Raw genomic sequence first — 13,856 nt, 5'->3', positions numbered from 1 at the left:
GGACGGGCGGCCGGAGGGGTGCCGCCCGTCCGCGCCGATGCGCGCCGGTACCAGCCGCTGCACGTCGTCACATGTCGGTCCGTGGGGATGACGTCAACACATCGAGCAGACAGGGAGTTTCCGTGACGGACGGACAACGGGTGCGGGTGGTCGCATCCGACGGCGTCGAGCTGGACGCCGTCGTGCACCGCCCCGCGTCCGGAGCCCCCGGTACAGAGTCCGGAACAGGGGCCGGAACAGGGGCCGGGAACAGGCCAGGGACCAGGTCCGGAACAGGCCCCGAGGGCACGGTGCTCCTGGTCCATGGAATCTCCGCGGATCTCGACGAGGGCGGGGCGTTCGTACGGCTCGCCCAGCGGTTGGCCGAACAGGGCCTGACCGCGCTGCGGTTCAGCTTCCGCGGGCACGGGGAGAGCGGCGGCGCTCCGCAAGGTGTGACGATCGCCGGGGAGATGCTGGACCTGGCGGCCGTCACGGCCTACGCCGAGCGGGAGTTGCCCGGTCCGCTGGCGGTGGTGGCGGCGAGCTTCGGCGCCGTGTCCACCGGCCTGTCGATGCCCTGGCTGGGCGGGCGGCTGGCCCGGCTGGTGCTGTGGAATCCCGTGCTCGACCTGCGCCGGACCTTCCTCGAACCCGAACTCCCCTGGGGGCTGGCGAACTTCGGAGCGGGTCCGCTGAAGGGCCTCGCCGAGCACGGGGAGCTGCTGATCGGCGGCCGGTTCGCCCTGGGCCGGGTGCTGTTCGCGGAGCTGGCCGCCCACCGGCCGATCGACGCCTACACCGCGGGCGGCCCGCCCGCCCTCGTCCTGCACGGGGACCGCGACGACTGCGTCTCCTTCGACATCGCCCGTGACGTCGCGGCGACGGTCCCGCACTGGGAATTCCACCCGCTGCCCGGCGCCGGCCACGGTTTCCACTCCCCCGAGCACGAGCCCGAGGCGATCGCGGTGACCGCGCGGTGGCTCGCGCGCGGCATGACGGCCCAGGGGGGCACCGTATGACCCGGCCGGCCGGAGACCTTCCCTACCGTACGGCGCTGATCGGCGCGGGCAGCATCGCCGACGACGCCCATGTCCCCGCGATCCGGGCGCTGTCCGGGCAGCTCGACCTGGTGGCGGTCGCGGACTCCGACCCGGCGCGGGCCGCGGACTTCGCGGCGCGGCACGGCATCGCGCGCGGTTACGACGACGCGCTGGAACTGCTGGCCGTCGAACGGCCCGACCTGGTGGTGATCTGCTCCCCGTCGTTCACCCACACCGATCTGACGGTGGCCGCGCTGGAGGCGGGTGCCTGGGTCTACTGCGAGAAGCCGCTGTGCGGTTCGCTGGCCGACCACGACCGGATTCTGGCCGCGGAGCGCGCGACGGGCCGCTGCTGCGCGCCGGTCTTCCAGTGGCGGGCGGGGTCGGGCGCCGCGCACGTACGCGGTCTGCTGCGCGACGGTGTGCTCGGGCCGCCGCTGCTGGCGCTGTGCCAGACCACCTGGTACCGGGGGGCGGATTACTACGCGGCCCCGTGGCGCGGTCGGCGCGCCACCGAACTGGGCGGTGCCACCGTCACGCAGGGCATCCACGCCATGGACCTGATGCTGTGGCTGATGCCCGACTGGGCGGAGGTGAGCGCGCGGATCGCGACGGTCGACCGGGACATCGAGACGGAGGACGTGTCCCTCGCCCATGTCGCCTTCGCCTCCGGCGCGCAGGCGTCGATCGTGAACAGCGTCGTGTCGGCGCGCCAGGAGTCGTATCTGCGGATCGACTGCGCGCGGGCCAGTACGGAGCTGCGCCACCTGTACGCGTACGGCAACGAGCACTGGACGTTCACCCCCGCGCCCGACCGGCCGCCGTCCACGCCCGGCTGGGACACCATCGGCGCCGAGGTGCCCGCGCACCAGGCGCCGCAGCTCGCGGACCTGGTCGCGCGGATGCGGCGGGGCGAGCCGCCCGAGCACACGGCGGCCGACGCGCGCCGCACCACCGAATTCGTCACCGCCCTCTACAAGTCGGCCGCGACCGGCCGCCCGGTCCCGCGGGGCTCGATCGGCGCCGACGACCCCTTCCACCGGTCCTGGTGGGGTGCCCCGCCCTCTCCCTGACGGCTCCCGCGCTCCCCCGGCCCGAGCGCCGCGCCCTCACCGCCGGGCGGTGCGCGGGCTCCGGCGGCGCAGGTACTCGAGGAGCAGGACGTTGGCGAGGGCCGCGGCGATCAGGAGGACGACGTTGAGCGTCGCGCTGCCCGCGCTGAGCCAGGCGGCATCGTCGCCGTCGGCGTTCGTGGTGGACGCCCACAGCCCGCCGACCCCCTTGAGCAGCGCGTAGCCGCCGTAGACGAGGACCAGTGCCGCCATCCCGAAGGGCAGGGTCACGGCCACGGCCAGCAGGTACGGAAGGCTCGTCCCGGTGACGGCGCCGAGCACCGCCAGGACGGCCACGACCGCCATGTACAGGCCCTGGACGGTCCGCCATCCCCATGTCGCGCCGCGCATCGCCGTACTCCCCCCGCCGACGAGAACCACCACCGCACATGACTGTAGGCCCGGCGTGCGCGCGGGGAGCCGGGAGGGTCTCGCCATACGGGCCGTAGGGGCCATACGGGCCGTACGCGTCGCATACGCCACACGCGCCGTACGCACACCGCGTCGAGCCGGGACAGGCGGCGGCGCGCCCGGCCGGGAGAGACGGCGAAGGCTCCGCGCGTCCCTCCCGGCCGTCCCGGCCGCGTCACGCGGCCGTCGGCCGGAGCCTCACAGCTCGGCGCGCACCGTACGGGCCGCCGCCACCAGATTCTCCAGCGACGCCTTCGTCTCGGGCCAGCCGCGGGTCTTCAGGCCGCAGTCGGGGTTGACCCACAGCCGCTCGGCGGGGATGGCGAGCAGGCCCTCGCGCAGCAGCGAGGCCGCCTCCGCCGCGTCGGGCACCCGCGGCGAGTGGATGTCGTACACGCCGGGTCCCGCCTCGCGCGGGTAGCCGTGCGCGGCCAGTTCGGTGGCGACCTGCATGTGGGAGCGGGCGGCCTCCAGGCTGATGACGTCGGCGTCGAGGTCGTCGATGGCCTGGACGATGTCGCCGAACTCGGCGTAGCACATGTGGGTGTGGATCTGGGTGCCGGGAGCGACGGCGCCGGTGGTGAGCCGGAACGCCTCGGTGGCCCAGTCCAGGTACGCGGGCCGGTCGGCGGCGCGCAGCGGCAGGGTCTCGCGCAGCGCGGGCTCGTCGACCTGGATCACGCAGGTGCCCGCGGCCTCGAGGTCGGTGACCTCGTCGCGCAGGGCGAGCGCGACCTGCCGCGCGGTGTCGCCGAGCGGCTGGTCGTCGCGGACGAAGGACCAGGCCAGCATGGTGACGGGACCGGTGAGCATGCCCTTGACCGGGCGGTCGGTGAGCGACTGGGCGTACGACGTCCAGCGCACCGTCATCGGCTCCGGCCGGGAGATGTCCCCGGCCAGGACCGGCGGGCGCACGTACCGGGTGCCGTAGGACTGCACCCAGCCGTGCCGGGTGGCGAGGTAGCCGGTGAGCTGCTCGGCGAAGTACTGCACCATGTCGTTGCGTTCGGGTTCGCCGTGCACGAGCACGTCGAGGCCGGTCTTCTCCTGGAAGGAGACGACCTCGCCGATCTCGGCCCTGATCCGCTCCTCGTACCCCGCGGTGTCGATCCGGCCGGCCCGCAGGTCGGCGCGGGCGGCGCGCAGGTCGTCGGTCTGCGGGAACGAGCCGATGGTGGTGGTCGGCAGCAGCGGCAGGCCGAGCCGGGCGCGCTGGGCGGCGGCGCGCTCGGTGTACGGCTGGGAGCGGCGCCCGTCGGCGTCGGTGACGGCCGCGCTCCTGGCGCGTACGGCCGGGTCGCGGGTGATCGGGGAGGCGGCGCGGGAGGCGAGGGCGGCGCGGTTGGCGGCGATCTCGGCGGCGATGGTGTCGGTGCCCTCGGCCAGGCCCTTGGCGAGCGTCACGATCTCGCTTGTCTTCTGCGCGGCGAAGGCGAGCCAGCCCAGAATCCGGGGGTCGATGTCGCGTTCGGGCGCGGTGTCGAGCGGGACGTGCAGCAGCGAGCAGGACGCGGCCACGTCGACGCGGTCGGCGAAGCCGAGGAGGGTGGCGAGGGTGGCCAGCGACTTCTCGTAGTCGTTGATCCAGATGTTGCGGCCGTTGACGACGCCCGCGACGAGCCGCTTGCCCGGCAGTCCGCCGACGGCGGCGAGGCCGTCCAGATTCGCGGCGGCGGCGTCGGTGAAGTCCAGCGCCAGGCCCTCGACCGGGGCCTTGGCCAGGACGGGCAGCGCCTCGCCGAGCCGGTCGAAGTACGAGGCGACCAGCAGTTTCGGCCGGTCGGTGAGGCCGCCGAGGTCGCGGTAGGCGCGGGCGACGGCGTTCAGTTCGGCCGGGGTGCGGTCCTGGACGAGCGCGGGCTCGTCGAGCTGTGCCCAGGTGGCGCCCGCGGCGCGCAGGTCGGCGAGGACTTCGGCGTAGACGGGCAGCAGCCGGTCGAGCAGCGTCAGCGGCTCGAAGTCGGCGGCGACGCCGGGGGCGGGCTTGGCGAGCAGCAGATACGTGACCGGGCCGACCAGGACGGGCCGGGCGGTGTGGCCGAGCGCGGCGGCTTCCTTGAACTCGGCGACCTGCTTGGCGGAGTCGGCGGTGAAGACGGTGTCGGGGCCCAGTTCGGGGACCAGGTAGTGGTAGTTCGTGTCGAACCACTTGGTCATCTCCAGTGGCGCCACCTCCTGCGTGCCGCGGGCCATCGCGAAGTAGCCGTCGAGCGCGTCCGCGGTGACGGCCGACCGGTGCCTCGGGGGGACGGCGCCGACCATGACACTGGTGTCCAGCATGTGGTCGTAGTACGAGAAGTCGCCGGTCGGCACCTCGTGGACGCCCGTCTCGGCCAGCTTCCGCCAGGTCGAGCGGCGCAGGTCAGCCGCGGTCTGCCGGAGGGCGTCGGCGGTGACGCGGCCCTTCCAGTAGCCCTCGACGGCCTTCTTCAGTTCACGGTTCTCACCCTGGCGGGGGTAGCCGTACACGGTGGCCCGTGCTGCCGCGGCTGCGGACTTCGCTGTCACGGAAATCTCCTTCGCGAGATGACTCCTGGCCTCCCGGCGACGGGACGCGAGCGCGAAAGGGAGGTGACAGACCCGACGGACCCACAGTGCCCCGCAATGGCACCGGTCCGTCCGATATGCACGCCGACCCGCCCACGAGGTCACCGGGATATCCGTACGCGAACGGTCGCGTACGGGCGACGGGCAGGTCTTCGGACTCGCGGGCACGTCCGCCTGAGGCGGACACCTACTGACCGTCGCTTCCCAGGTCCGGTACGTCGGACCCAGTGCGTATGACGGCGGTCGTTCCCACTCACCGCTGCGGGGCAGTCCCGGATTCGCACCGGGTTCCCTCTTACGACGCGACCGCCTGGCTGACGGACGCGAACCTGTCGCACCGGCCAGGCTAGAGCGCGGACCACGCTCCGGTCACGTCGGACCACATTCCGGACGGCGGCCCCGGTCCTGAACCAGCCCTGAGCCGGCCATGACGCGGCCCTGGCCCGGTCCTGGCCCAGCCCTGTCCCGGTCCTGGCCTGGTGCGCGCTCTAGCCGGAGGTGGCGCCCGCGCCCGCCGCGACCGCGCCCGTCGCCACCAGCGCGATGATGACCACGCCGAGCAGCACCCGGTAGATCACGAACGGAGTGAAGCTGCGGTGGGAGATGTACTTCAGGAACCAGGCGATGGCCGCGTAGCCGACCGCGAAGGCGATGACCGTCGCCAGCATCGTCGGGCCCCAGGCGGGCGCCGGGCCGCTGCCGAGCTTGAACAGCTCCAGGCCGCCGGAGGCCAGCACGGCGGGGATGGCCAGCAGGAACGAGTAGCGCGCGGCGGCCTCGCGGCTGTAGCCGAGGAACAGTCCGGCGCTGATGGTGCCGCCGGAGCGGGAGACGCCGGGGATCAGGGCGAGCGCCTGCGCCAGGCCGTACCAGAGGGAGTGCCGGAAGGTCAGCTCGGTGATCGGCTTGGGGCGGCGCACGGCGCGGGTGCGGTCGGCGACCGCCAGGACGAGTCCGAACAGGATCAGGACGGTGCCGGTGATCCGCAGGTCGCGCAGGCCGTTCTCGATGGTGTGCTGGAATGCCGCGCCCAGGACGGCGATCGGGACCGTACCGACGATCACGAACCAGCCCATCCGCGCGTCGTGGTCCTTGCGGCGCTCGGGGTGGAACAGCGACGCGGTCCACGCCTTGACGATGGTGGCGATGTCGCGCCGGAAGTAGATCAGCACGGCGGTCTCCGTGCCCAGTTGGGTGACCGCGGTGAAGGCCGCTCCGGGGTCGTCCCATCCGGCGAGGACGGAGACCACGCGTATGTGCGCGCTCGACGACACCGGCAGGAATTCGGTCAGACCCTGCACAAGGCCCAGGACAGCGGCGGTGAACCAGGACACGGCGGGGTGCTCCGGGGAGAGTTCGAGGGGAGGGTGGGTGAAGCGGGCGACGGCGTGCGGAGTCCGGGCCGGGGGGGGCCCCCCCGGGGGGGGGGGGGGGCCCCCGCGGGGGGGGGGGGGGCCCCCCGGCCCCGGCCGAGGACGTCAGCGGCCGACGCGGCGGTCGGCGTCAGAGGTGGTGACGCCGGCACCCACGTCAGATGTTGACGCCGAAGTCGGTGGCGATGCCCGCCAGGCCCGAGGCGTACCCCTGGCCGATGGCGCGGAACTTCCACTCCGCGCCGTTGCGGTACAGCTCTCCGAAGACCATAGCCGTCTCGGTGGAGGCGTCCTCGGTCAGGTCGTACCTGGCCAGCTCCCGCCCGTCGGCCTGGTTCACGATCCGGATGAACGCGTTGCGCACCTGGCCGAAGCTCTGGCCGCGCTTCTCGGCGTCGTAGATCGACACGGGGAAGACGACCTTGTCGACCTGCGGGGGCACGGTGGCGAGGCTGACCTTGATCTGCTCGTCGTCGCCGTCGCCGCCACCGGTCAGATTGTCGCCGCTGTGCACCACGGAGCCGTCGGGGCTGCCGAGGTTGTTGAAGAACACGAAGTGCTGGTCGCTGAGGACCTTCCCGCCCACGTCGCACAGCAGCGCGGACGCGTCCAGGTCGTAGTCGGCGCCCGTGGTGGTCCGTACGTCCCACCCCAGGCCGACGGTGACCGCGGTGAGTCCGGGAGCTTCCTTGCTCAAAGAGACATTGCCGCCCTTGGACAGAGTCACGCCCACGAAATTACCTCCGGTTGCTTGGGGGTTGTCGGTAGTCGGTTGTCGATCGCCGGTATGTCGTCGTCCGCGCGCGTCTGCCAGGTCAACGGCGTGCGCGCCACGACAGTTCCTCGATTGCGTAACAGCTTAAGCGTTACGGGTGTGTGCGCGGGTCAGTCGTCCGAGTCGGGCTTGGAACGGGCGGCGGCGTACGCCTGGGTCGGCGTCATCGGGACCCGGTTGATCTGCACGGTCCGGTAGCGGCTGACCTTGGCGCAGGTGTCGGAGTCGTCGGCGGTCTGGGCGTGGGAGTTGCCCAGCGCCACCTTGGTGTCGGCGGGCGGCGCGGAGGACTTCCCGCCGGGGAAGGTGGTGCCGCTCGGCCAGTCCGCCCCGATCACGAGGGTGAGCCCGGCGACGGCGCCCTCCTTGAGGTGGGACGTCGCGATGCCGAGCGTACGGGCGACGGTCCCCGCCTCGGACCGCTGGCCGGGGCCGTAGGTCAGGGTCGTGGTGGCGGCGGGCGCCGGGGCGTTGCCGCCCGCGGTGGCCGGGTTGAAGCCCTTGCCGGTCAGGGTGTCGACGATCTCGGACGCGCGGCCCCCGATGCCGGTGCCGTTGCGCACCCGCACGGTGATCGCCGAGGCGGGGACGGACGTCGCGGTCGGGCTCGCCGACGCGGTCGCCGAGGCCGCGGCGGACGTGCCGCCCGAGGCGGTGGTCAGCGACTGGTCGTTGGCGATGGTGGCGAACAGCGTCTTCGCGCCGGATCCGACCACCACCCGGTTGGGGTCGGTCGGGTCGGGCCCGGTCTGCATGGTGGTGAAGGTGATCCGCTTGGACGGGACCTTGTCGAGGTCGGAGGCCAGGCCGACCAGCTTGCTGATGCTGCCGAGGCCGGTGTCGACGGTCAGCGCCTTGGTCGCCGCGTTGGCGAGCTTGTAGACGGCCGCCGGGTTGGTGAGGGTGCCCGCGCTCTTGAACTTGCGGATCAGCGCGCTGAGATAGATGTGCTGCGCGTACGTACGGCCGAGGTCGCTGCCGTCGCCGAAGCCGTGCCGCGAGCGGAGGAATTCCAGCGCCCCGACGCCCTTGAGGGTGTGGGTGCCCCGGGAGAGCTTCAGATGCGAGTAGGTGTCGTACACGTCGGCGTCCACACAGACCGATACCCCGCCCACGGCGTCGGACATGCTGACGACGCCGGAGAAGTCGACCTGGATGAAGTGGTCGATCGGAATTCCGGTCAACTTGTGGACGGTGGCCACCTGGCACGCCTGGCCGTACGTCAGGGCGCTGTTGATCATGCCGTGGTAGCCGGGGGTGGACGCGCCGGTCTTGGGATTCTCGCAGGCGGGCACGTCGGTGAGGGTGTCGCGCGGGATGCTCATCACGGTGGCGTTGGAGCGGTCGGCGGAGATGTGCACGACCATCTCGACATCGGCGTTGCCCCCGGTCTGGACGCCGGTCTTGGCGCAGCCGCCGCCCAGTTTGCAGTCGGCCTCGGTGGTCCGGCCGTCGCTGCCCATCACCAGGATGTTGATCGGCGTGCGCCCGAAGGCGTCCGCCTTCTCCTGGCCCGCGCTGTCCTTGCCCGCGCCGTCGGTCAGGGACACGCTGGTGATGTTGCCGTTGAGGTGCTGGTAGAGCCAGTAGCCGCCGCCCGCGGTGACCAGCAGGAGCACGGCCAGGGATATGCCGCCGATCTTCAGGAACCGCCGGCCCCGGCCGGCCTGCCTGGCGCGCCTGCCCCCGCGGCCCGACGACCGGGACCGCCCGCTCTCGGCGCGAGCGGCCGCCCGCGCCGCGGCCCGGCCGCTCCAGGGCTCGGTCATCTCCCGTGCTCCCTCTCCCGGGCGGCCCCCGTGGGGTGGTGCGGCCGGATTCGGCGGGTGAAGCGGCGCTTCACCCAAGGCTTCATGGTTGCGCAACGCGGCAAGGGTAAATCATGGCTCTGTGGGGTATCCGTGAGCGTCGCACCCGCGGCCGGCCTCCCCACCGGACACAGTTCCTGGTTTACGCAACCTTTAAAGTGTCTGCTATGCCAGAAACGCTACGACGAACCGGAAGGACACCTGTGGCCTGGGAGTGGGCGCATCTCGACGGAGGCCCGGCGGACGGCATGCGGGTACGGGTGACAGGCCCGCCCCGCGTGCTCCAAGTCACATCCGGATGCCAGGCGGAGGACGAGGCCGACGGCGACGGGCGGGGGCTGCGCGTCGAGGCGCTGTACGTCTACCGCCTCAAGCACGGTCAGCCACTGCGCTACGGCTGGGACCACGCCAGCCCCTGATGTCGTACGGGCCCGCGCCCCGGATCACGCGGGCCCGCGGCACGCCGCGGGAGGGAGGTCAGTCAGTCCCGCGGCGCGCGTTCGGGTTCGCGCACAGGGCGCGCGCCGACGGTCTCGCCGGGCGCGGACTTGACCGTACGGACCGCGGGGTCCGCGCTCGTCCCGGCCGTCGCCGTGCCAGGACCGGGGTCGTCCTTCAACGCCTTGGTCTCGCCCTTGAGGATGCGGAGCGACTTGCCCAGCGCCCGCGCGGAGTCCGGCAGCCGCTTGGAGCCGAACAGCACGATGACCACGAGCGCCACCACCAGCAGGTGCCAGGGCTCCAGTCCGTTTCTGAGCATCAACGTCTCCGCTTCCACATGCGTCGGTCCGCCGTTGCCGGACGGCGATGTGCCGCCCGGACCCCAACAGTTGCTACATTGCGCAATTATGAGAGTAGCGGTACCGAGGCGCAATGCCCGCACGGGCCCCCGTCCGGACCGTCCCCGCCCGTGCGCGCACCCTTCTCGGAGGTGACCGAAGGTGATCTTCGACATCGGCCCGCTCAAGCTGCTGACGCTGCTCGTCCTGGCCACACTGGTCTTCGGCGACAAACTGCCCGACATGATCACGCGGGCGAGAGACCTCATCCGCGCGGTGCGCTCCTTCGCCGACGACGCCAAGGAGGATGTGCGGCGCGAACTCGGCCCGGAGTTCAAGGACTTCGAATTCGAGGACCTGAACCCGCGGACGTTCATCGCCAAGAATCTGCTCGGCGACGACGACGCGCTGGGCCTGCGCGAGATCCGCGAGAGCCTGCGACTGGACGGCGAGGCCGAGGAGTTGCGCGAGGCGGCGCGGACGCTCAGCGACGGCGTGGACCTCACGAAGCCGTCCGCCGCGCGGGTCGCCGCGCGGGCGGCCGACGGGTCCGAGCCGGTCGCGTACCAGCCCGTCGCGTACGACACCGAGGCCACGTAGGACGGGCGCCGGGACCGGGCGCCTTGGCGGGTCAGGCCGTTGTCACCGCTCGCCGTCGTTCGGGCTGCTGAAGCCGGGGCTGCTGTAGCCGAGCCGGGGCCGCTGTCGCACCAGGCTCACGCCGTCGCCCGAGCTGAAGCCCGGGCTGCTGTAGCCCAGGCGCGGCCGTTGGCGTACCAGGTCGACGCCGACCGGCGGCGGGCCGACCGCGCGGGGAGCGGCGGCCCCCGCCTCGCGCGCCAACCGGTCGAGCAGATACGGCAGTACGCCCCGCACCAGCAACGCCTGCCGCCACGCCTCGTGGGCCTCGGTCACGTCCCGGCTCTCGCGCGTGACCGCGCCGTCGCGCCGGGCGGTCAGCGCCAGTCCGGCCAGGCCGATCAGCAGGCTGACGCCGAAGACCGCCGCGCACAGGAAGCCGATGTCGATCAGCGGGGCGCTGATTCCCGCGCCGCTCGCGACGGCCCTGATCCCGTACCCCAGCACCAGGAAGATCGCCGCCGCGATACCGCTCAGCATCGGGACCAGGACGGCCAGGGTGGCGAGGACGCCGGGGCCGCCGACCGCGCGCACGACCGGGCGAACCCGGCCACGGGAGTGCGCGCGCAGGCCGGTGTACCGCTCGTACTCGGCCGCGGCGGTGGCACCGATGGCGTCGGCGTCGGCCAGGGCGGCCGTCCGCAACTGCTCGGTGTTGGGCGCGCCCGGCAGGGCGCGGAGCGCGAGCCGGACGCGCTCGCCGCGCAGCGCCTGATCGAGAACCTGGGCGAAGTCAGCCCGGTAGATGTCGTCCGGCCGCTTGGCGCTGTCCATCATCCCCGCCCCGGTGTGTCGACGCGCGGCACGTCACCTTGTCTGCCCGCGCGTACGCATCAGGATAGTCTTCCCAATTGCATGATTGCATAATTACGCAACTGACTGAGAGTATCATGCCAGCGGCGCGGACCGCGGGCGCCGCATGCGTACTCTGGTGCTCGGAAAAGCCGCTGCGGTCAGGGAGGTTCACGTGACGAGGTCTGCCGCGGAGTTCGGCGACCCCAGCCCGGAGTTGTTCCAGAACGCCGCCGCTTCCTTCGGCTTGCTGGCGTCGACCATGCGACTCCAGATCGTCTGGATCCTGTCCGAGGGCGACTGCGACGTCACGGGGCTGGCCGAGCGGGTCGGCGCGACCCTGCCCGCGGTCAGCCAGCACCTGGCCAAGCTCAAGCTCGCCGGGCTCGTGCACTCACGGCGCGAGGGCCGACGGCAGGTCTATCTGGTGGACGACCCCGATGTCGTGACGGTGGTGCGGGTGATGGTCAGTCAGCTCGACCGCCGCTCCGCCCCCTCGCGTGACGTCCGCGGGCTGGGGGCCTGACAGGCCACGCCCCGGCCCCCTGCCGCGCGGAGGTCACGAACGGCTGGGCGCCGGATCGGCATCCGCGTCCACGTCGATCTCGACCGGCTCCACCGGCTCCACCGGCTCCACCGGCTCCACCGGCTCCACCGACTCGACCGGCTCCACCGCCTTGACCAACTCGACCGCGGGAGCGGCGGGCGCGGGTTCCGGGCGGCGGATGGCCTCGGTGAGTTTGCGGGCGATGGGCTCGGTCCAGCGGGCGGTGAGCGGGCCGAGGACGACCAGGATCAGCACATACGCGGTGGCCAGCGGCCCGATCCGGGGCTCGACACCGACCGCGAGTCCGGCGATGACGATGGAGAACTCGCCGCGCGCGACCAGCGTGCCGCCCGCCCGCCACCGTCCGGCGGGCCGGATTCCGGCCCTGCGCGCCGCGTACCAGCCGGTGGCGATCTTGGTGAGGGTCGTGACGACGGCCAGGATCAGCGCGGGGACCAGGACCGGCGGGATGTCGGCGGGGATGGTGCTCAGGCCGAAGAAGACGAAGAAGACCGCCGCGAACAGGTCCCGCAGCGGGGTCAGGAGATTGCGGGCGCCTTCGGCGACCTCACCGGAGAGCGCGATGCCGACCAGGAACGCGCCGACGGCGGCGGACACCTGGAGCTGTTGCGCGACACCGGCCACCAGCAGCGTCAGGCCGAGCACGACCAGCAGCAGCATCTCGGGATTGTCGGAGGAGACGGCGCGGCTGATCAGCCGCCCGTGGCGCAGCGCCACGTACAGGACGATCCCGACCGTGCCGAGCGAGATCAGCAGAGTGAGGGTGCCGCCCGCCAGGCTCACGCCCGCCAGCAGGGCGCTCAGGATCGGCAGATAGACCGCCATCGAGAGGTCTTCGAGGACCAGCACACCCAGAATGAGCGGGGTCTCACGGTTGCCGAGACGGCCGAGGTCCCCGAGGACCTTCGCGATCACACCCGACGAGGAGATCCACGTCACGCCCGCCAGCGCGACGGCCGCGACCGGACCCCAGCCGAGGAGGATCGCGGCGGCGGCGCCCGGCAATGCGTTGAGGACGAAGTCGACCGCGCCGGACGGATATTGGGTCTTGAGGTTGGTGACGAGTTCCGAGGCGCTGTATTCCAGACCCAGGAGGAGAAGCAGCAATACGACACCGATCTCGGCGCCGGTCGCGACGAATTCCTCGCTGGCCTGGAGCGGGATCAGTCCGCCTTTGCCGAAGGCGAGTCCCGCGAGCAGGTAGAGCGGGATCGGCGAGAAGCCGACACGTCCCGCGAGGCGGCCGAGGATGCCCAGGGCGAGGATGATCGCTCCGAGTTCGATGAGCATGTCGGTCGTGTTGTGCACAGGTTTCTATCCTCCTGTGATCAGTTCGGCGACGGCGCCGACGCCTTCGCGGGTGCCGACGACCACGAGGGTGTCGCCGACGGCGAAGCGGAAGTCGGGGGTGGGCGAGGGCACGGCGGAGGTGCGGCGGAGCACGGCGACGATCGAGGCGCCGGTACGGGTGCGTACCTGCGTGTCGCCGAGCGTGCGGCCCGCGTACGGCGAGCGTTTGCTCACGGTGATGTGTTCGGTGACCAGGTCGATCTCAAGGTGTTGTTGCAGGTGGCCGACGGGGTCGGGGGTCAGCAGGTCGGCCAGCGCGGTCGCCTCGTGGGGCGCGAGCGCGGTCGCGTCCTTGCAGGCGTCGTCGTCCTCGGGGTCATGGAACGCCAGGAACCGCCTGGCGTCCTGGTGCACGACCACCGACAGGTGGCGGCCGGACTCGGTCGTCATGTCATAGCGGGCCCCGACTCCCGGCAGCGGGGTCTTTCGGGCGCGGGCGGTTGGTTCCATGAACGTGCTCCATCGGGACGCGGGTGCGTGAGTGCCGGTCGCGGACGCCAGCATGCGCGTCACCCGGCAGAGTTCTGTGCCGGGTGACGACGCGCGTTATGCGGTGGCGTGCCGCAGCGCTCCTGCCACAGCGCCCGGCGTGGGAGCCGGACGCTGTCAGCAGTAAGGCGCGGAAAGGGGGTCCGTATCAGGTACGGCGTCCCGAGGCGCGTTCTCGACACGCGCGACCC

Annotated in this window: 14 protein-coding genes and 1 riboswitch; of the genes, 5 read left to right on the top strand and 9 right to left on the bottom strand. The window is 72.2% G+C overall.

From position 1 onward, the window contains the following. Window positions 1-122 precede the first annotated feature (122 nt). Window positions 123-1,001, top strand: coding sequence for an alpha/beta hydrolase (locus ACIQCJ_RS29280; RefSeq protein ID WP_402713035.1), 879 nt, complete (start codon window positions 123-125; stop codon window positions 999-1,001). Further along, complete coding sequence (locus ACIQCJ_RS29275; protein WP_402713034.1) at window positions 998-2,095, top strand: Gfo/Idh/MocA family protein; 1,098 nt, start codon at window positions 998-1,000, stop codon at window positions 2,093-2,095. Before ACIQCJ_RS29280 ends, ACIQCJ_RS29275 begins: the two co-directional genes overlap by 4 nt. Before the next feature lie 36 nt (window positions 2,096-2,131). Here ACIQCJ_RS29275 and ACIQCJ_RS29270 read toward each other — a convergent pair whose 3' ends face one another. The 5 genes from ACIQCJ_RS29270 to ACIQCJ_RS29250 all read right to left on the bottom strand — a co-directional run bounded on the left by ACIQCJ_RS29270 (window position 2,132) and on the right by ACIQCJ_RS29250 (window position 9,009). Continuing rightward, window positions 2,132-2,485 carry a hypothetical protein gene (locus ACIQCJ_RS29270; protein WP_401721043.1) on the bottom strand — a complete coding sequence of 118 codons (354 nt, stop codon included), beginning with the start codon at window positions 2,483-2,485 and terminating at the stop codon, window positions 2,132-2,134. Window positions 2,486-2,743: 258 nt separating this feature from the next. Then, on the bottom strand, window positions 2,744-5,053 hold the full coding sequence (gene metE, locus ACIQCJ_RS29265) for a 5-methyltetrahydropteroyltriglutamate--homocysteine S-methyltransferase (protein ID WP_402713033.1): 2,310 nt from the start codon (window positions 5,051-5,053) through the stop codon (window positions 2,744-2,746). Window positions 5,054-5,217: 164 nt separating this feature from the next. Further along, window positions 5,218-5,421: riboswitch (cobalamin riboswitch) on the bottom strand. A gap of 159 nt (window positions 5,422-5,580) precedes the next feature. Beyond that, window positions 5,581-6,426 carry an undecaprenyl-diphosphate phosphatase gene (locus tag ACIQCJ_RS29260; protein WP_402713032.1) on the bottom strand — a complete coding sequence of 282 codons (846 nt, stop codon included), beginning with the start codon at window positions 6,424-6,426 and terminating at the stop codon, window positions 5,581-5,583. Between the two features lie 196 nt (window positions 6,427-6,622). Further along, window positions 6,623-7,198 (bottom strand): TerD family protein, encoded by a 576-nt coding sequence (locus tag ACIQCJ_RS29255; RefSeq protein ID WP_188283548.1) that lies wholly within the window; start codon window positions 7,196-7,198, stop codon window positions 6,623-6,625. Between the two features lie 152 nt (window positions 7,199-7,350). Continuing rightward, window positions 7,351-9,009, bottom strand: a complete 1,659-nt coding sequence (locus ACIQCJ_RS29250) for an LCP family protein (protein WP_402713031.1) — start codon at window positions 9,007-9,009, stop codon at window positions 7,351-7,353. A gap of 206 nt (window positions 9,010-9,215) precedes the next feature. Between ACIQCJ_RS29250 and ACIQCJ_RS29245 the strand changes: the two genes are divergently transcribed. Beyond that, a complete protein-coding gene (locus ACIQCJ_RS29245; protein WP_391048328.1) occupies window positions 9,216-9,467 on the top strand; it encodes a hypothetical protein in 252 nt (83 codons plus the stop codon). A gap of 62 nt (window positions 9,468-9,529) precedes the next feature. On the opposite strand, the gene tatA is transcribed toward ACIQCJ_RS29245, so the two are convergent. Next, entirely contained in the window at window positions 9,530-9,808 is a 279-nt protein-coding gene (gene tatA / locus ACIQCJ_RS29240) for a Sec-independent protein translocase subunit TatA (RefSeq protein WP_402713030.1), read from the bottom strand. 181 nt (window positions 9,809-9,989) lie between these two features. Here tatA and ACIQCJ_RS29235 point away from each other — a divergent pair, with 181 nt between their 5' ends. Continuing rightward, a complete protein-coding gene (locus tag ACIQCJ_RS29235; RefSeq protein WP_402713029.1) occupies window positions 9,990-10,427 on the top strand; it encodes a Sec-independent protein translocase TatB in 438 nt (145 codons plus the stop codon). 42 nt (window positions 10,428-10,469) lie between these two features. Here ACIQCJ_RS29235 and ACIQCJ_RS29230 read toward each other — a convergent pair whose 3' ends face one another. After that, window positions 10,470-11,240 (bottom strand): hypothetical protein, encoded by a 771-nt coding sequence (locus tag ACIQCJ_RS29230; protein WP_402713028.1) that lies wholly within the window; start codon window positions 11,238-11,240, stop codon window positions 10,470-10,472. Between the two features lie 145 nt (window positions 11,241-11,385). Here ACIQCJ_RS29230 and ACIQCJ_RS29225 point away from each other — a divergent pair, with 145 nt between their 5' ends. Then, window positions 11,386-11,784 (top strand): metalloregulator ArsR/SmtB family transcription factor, encoded by a 399-nt coding sequence (locus ACIQCJ_RS29225; RefSeq protein ID WP_188283553.1) that lies wholly within the window; start codon window positions 11,386-11,388, stop codon window positions 11,782-11,784. A 33-nt stretch (window positions 11,785-11,817) separates the two neighbouring features. Here ACIQCJ_RS29225 and ACIQCJ_RS29220 read toward each other — a convergent pair whose 3' ends face one another. Next, window positions 11,818-13,134 (bottom strand): cation:proton antiporter, encoded by a 1,317-nt coding sequence (locus tag ACIQCJ_RS29220; protein ID WP_402713027.1) that lies wholly within the window; start codon window positions 13,132-13,134, stop codon window positions 11,818-11,820. 6 nt (window positions 13,135-13,140) lie between these two features. Beyond that, window positions 13,141-13,626, bottom strand: a complete 486-nt coding sequence (locus ACIQCJ_RS29215) for a cation:proton antiporter regulatory subunit (RefSeq protein WP_402713026.1) — start codon at window positions 13,624-13,626, stop codon at window positions 13,141-13,143. Between the last annotated feature and the right edge of the window lie 230 nt (window positions 13,627-13,856).

Origin of the sequence: Streptomyces sp. NPDC093221, from assembly GCF_044753885.1 — a bacterium.
GTDB lineage: Bacteria > Actinomycetota > Actinomycetes > Streptomycetales > Streptomycetaceae > Actinacidiphila.
Note: the sequence above shows the minus strand (reverse complement) of the source record. Positions and strands in the feature narration are given on the sequence as shown.

What these genes read in the sequence shown, in the direction of transcription:
- ACIQCJ_RS29250 (WP_402713031.1), bottom strand. Translation starts at nt 9,009, where the DNA reads ATGACCGAGCCCTGGAGCGGCCGGGCCGCGGCGCGGGCGGCCGCTCGC.
- ACIQCJ_RS29245 (WP_391048328.1), top strand. Translation starts at nt 9,216, where the DNA reads ATGCCAGAAACGCTACGACGAACCGGAAGGACACCTGTGGCCTGGGAG.
- ACIQCJ_RS29275 (WP_402713034.1), top strand. Translation starts at nt 998, where the DNA reads ATGACCCGGCCGGCCGGAGACCTTCCCTACCGTACGGCGCTGATCGGC.
- ACIQCJ_RS29270 (WP_401721043.1), bottom strand. Translation starts at nt 2,485, where the DNA reads ATGCGCGGCGCGACATGGGGATGGCGGACCGTCCAGGGCCTGTACATG.
- ACIQCJ_RS29225 (WP_188283553.1), top strand. Translation starts at nt 11,386, where the DNA reads ATGCGTACTCTGGTGCTCGGAAAAGCCGCTGCGGTCAGGGAGGTTCAC.
- tatA (WP_402713030.1), bottom strand. Translation starts at nt 9,808, where the DNA reads ATGCTCAGAAACGGACTGGAGCCCTGGCACCTGCTGGTGGTGGCGCTC.
- ACIQCJ_RS29230 (WP_402713028.1), bottom strand. Translation starts at nt 11,240, where the DNA reads ATGGACAGCGCCAAGCGGCCGGACGACATCTACCGGGCTGACTTCGCC.
- ACIQCJ_RS29215 (WP_402713026.1), bottom strand. Translation starts at nt 13,626, where the DNA reads ATGGAACCAACCGCCCGCGCCCGAAAGACCCCGCTGCCGGGAGTCGGG.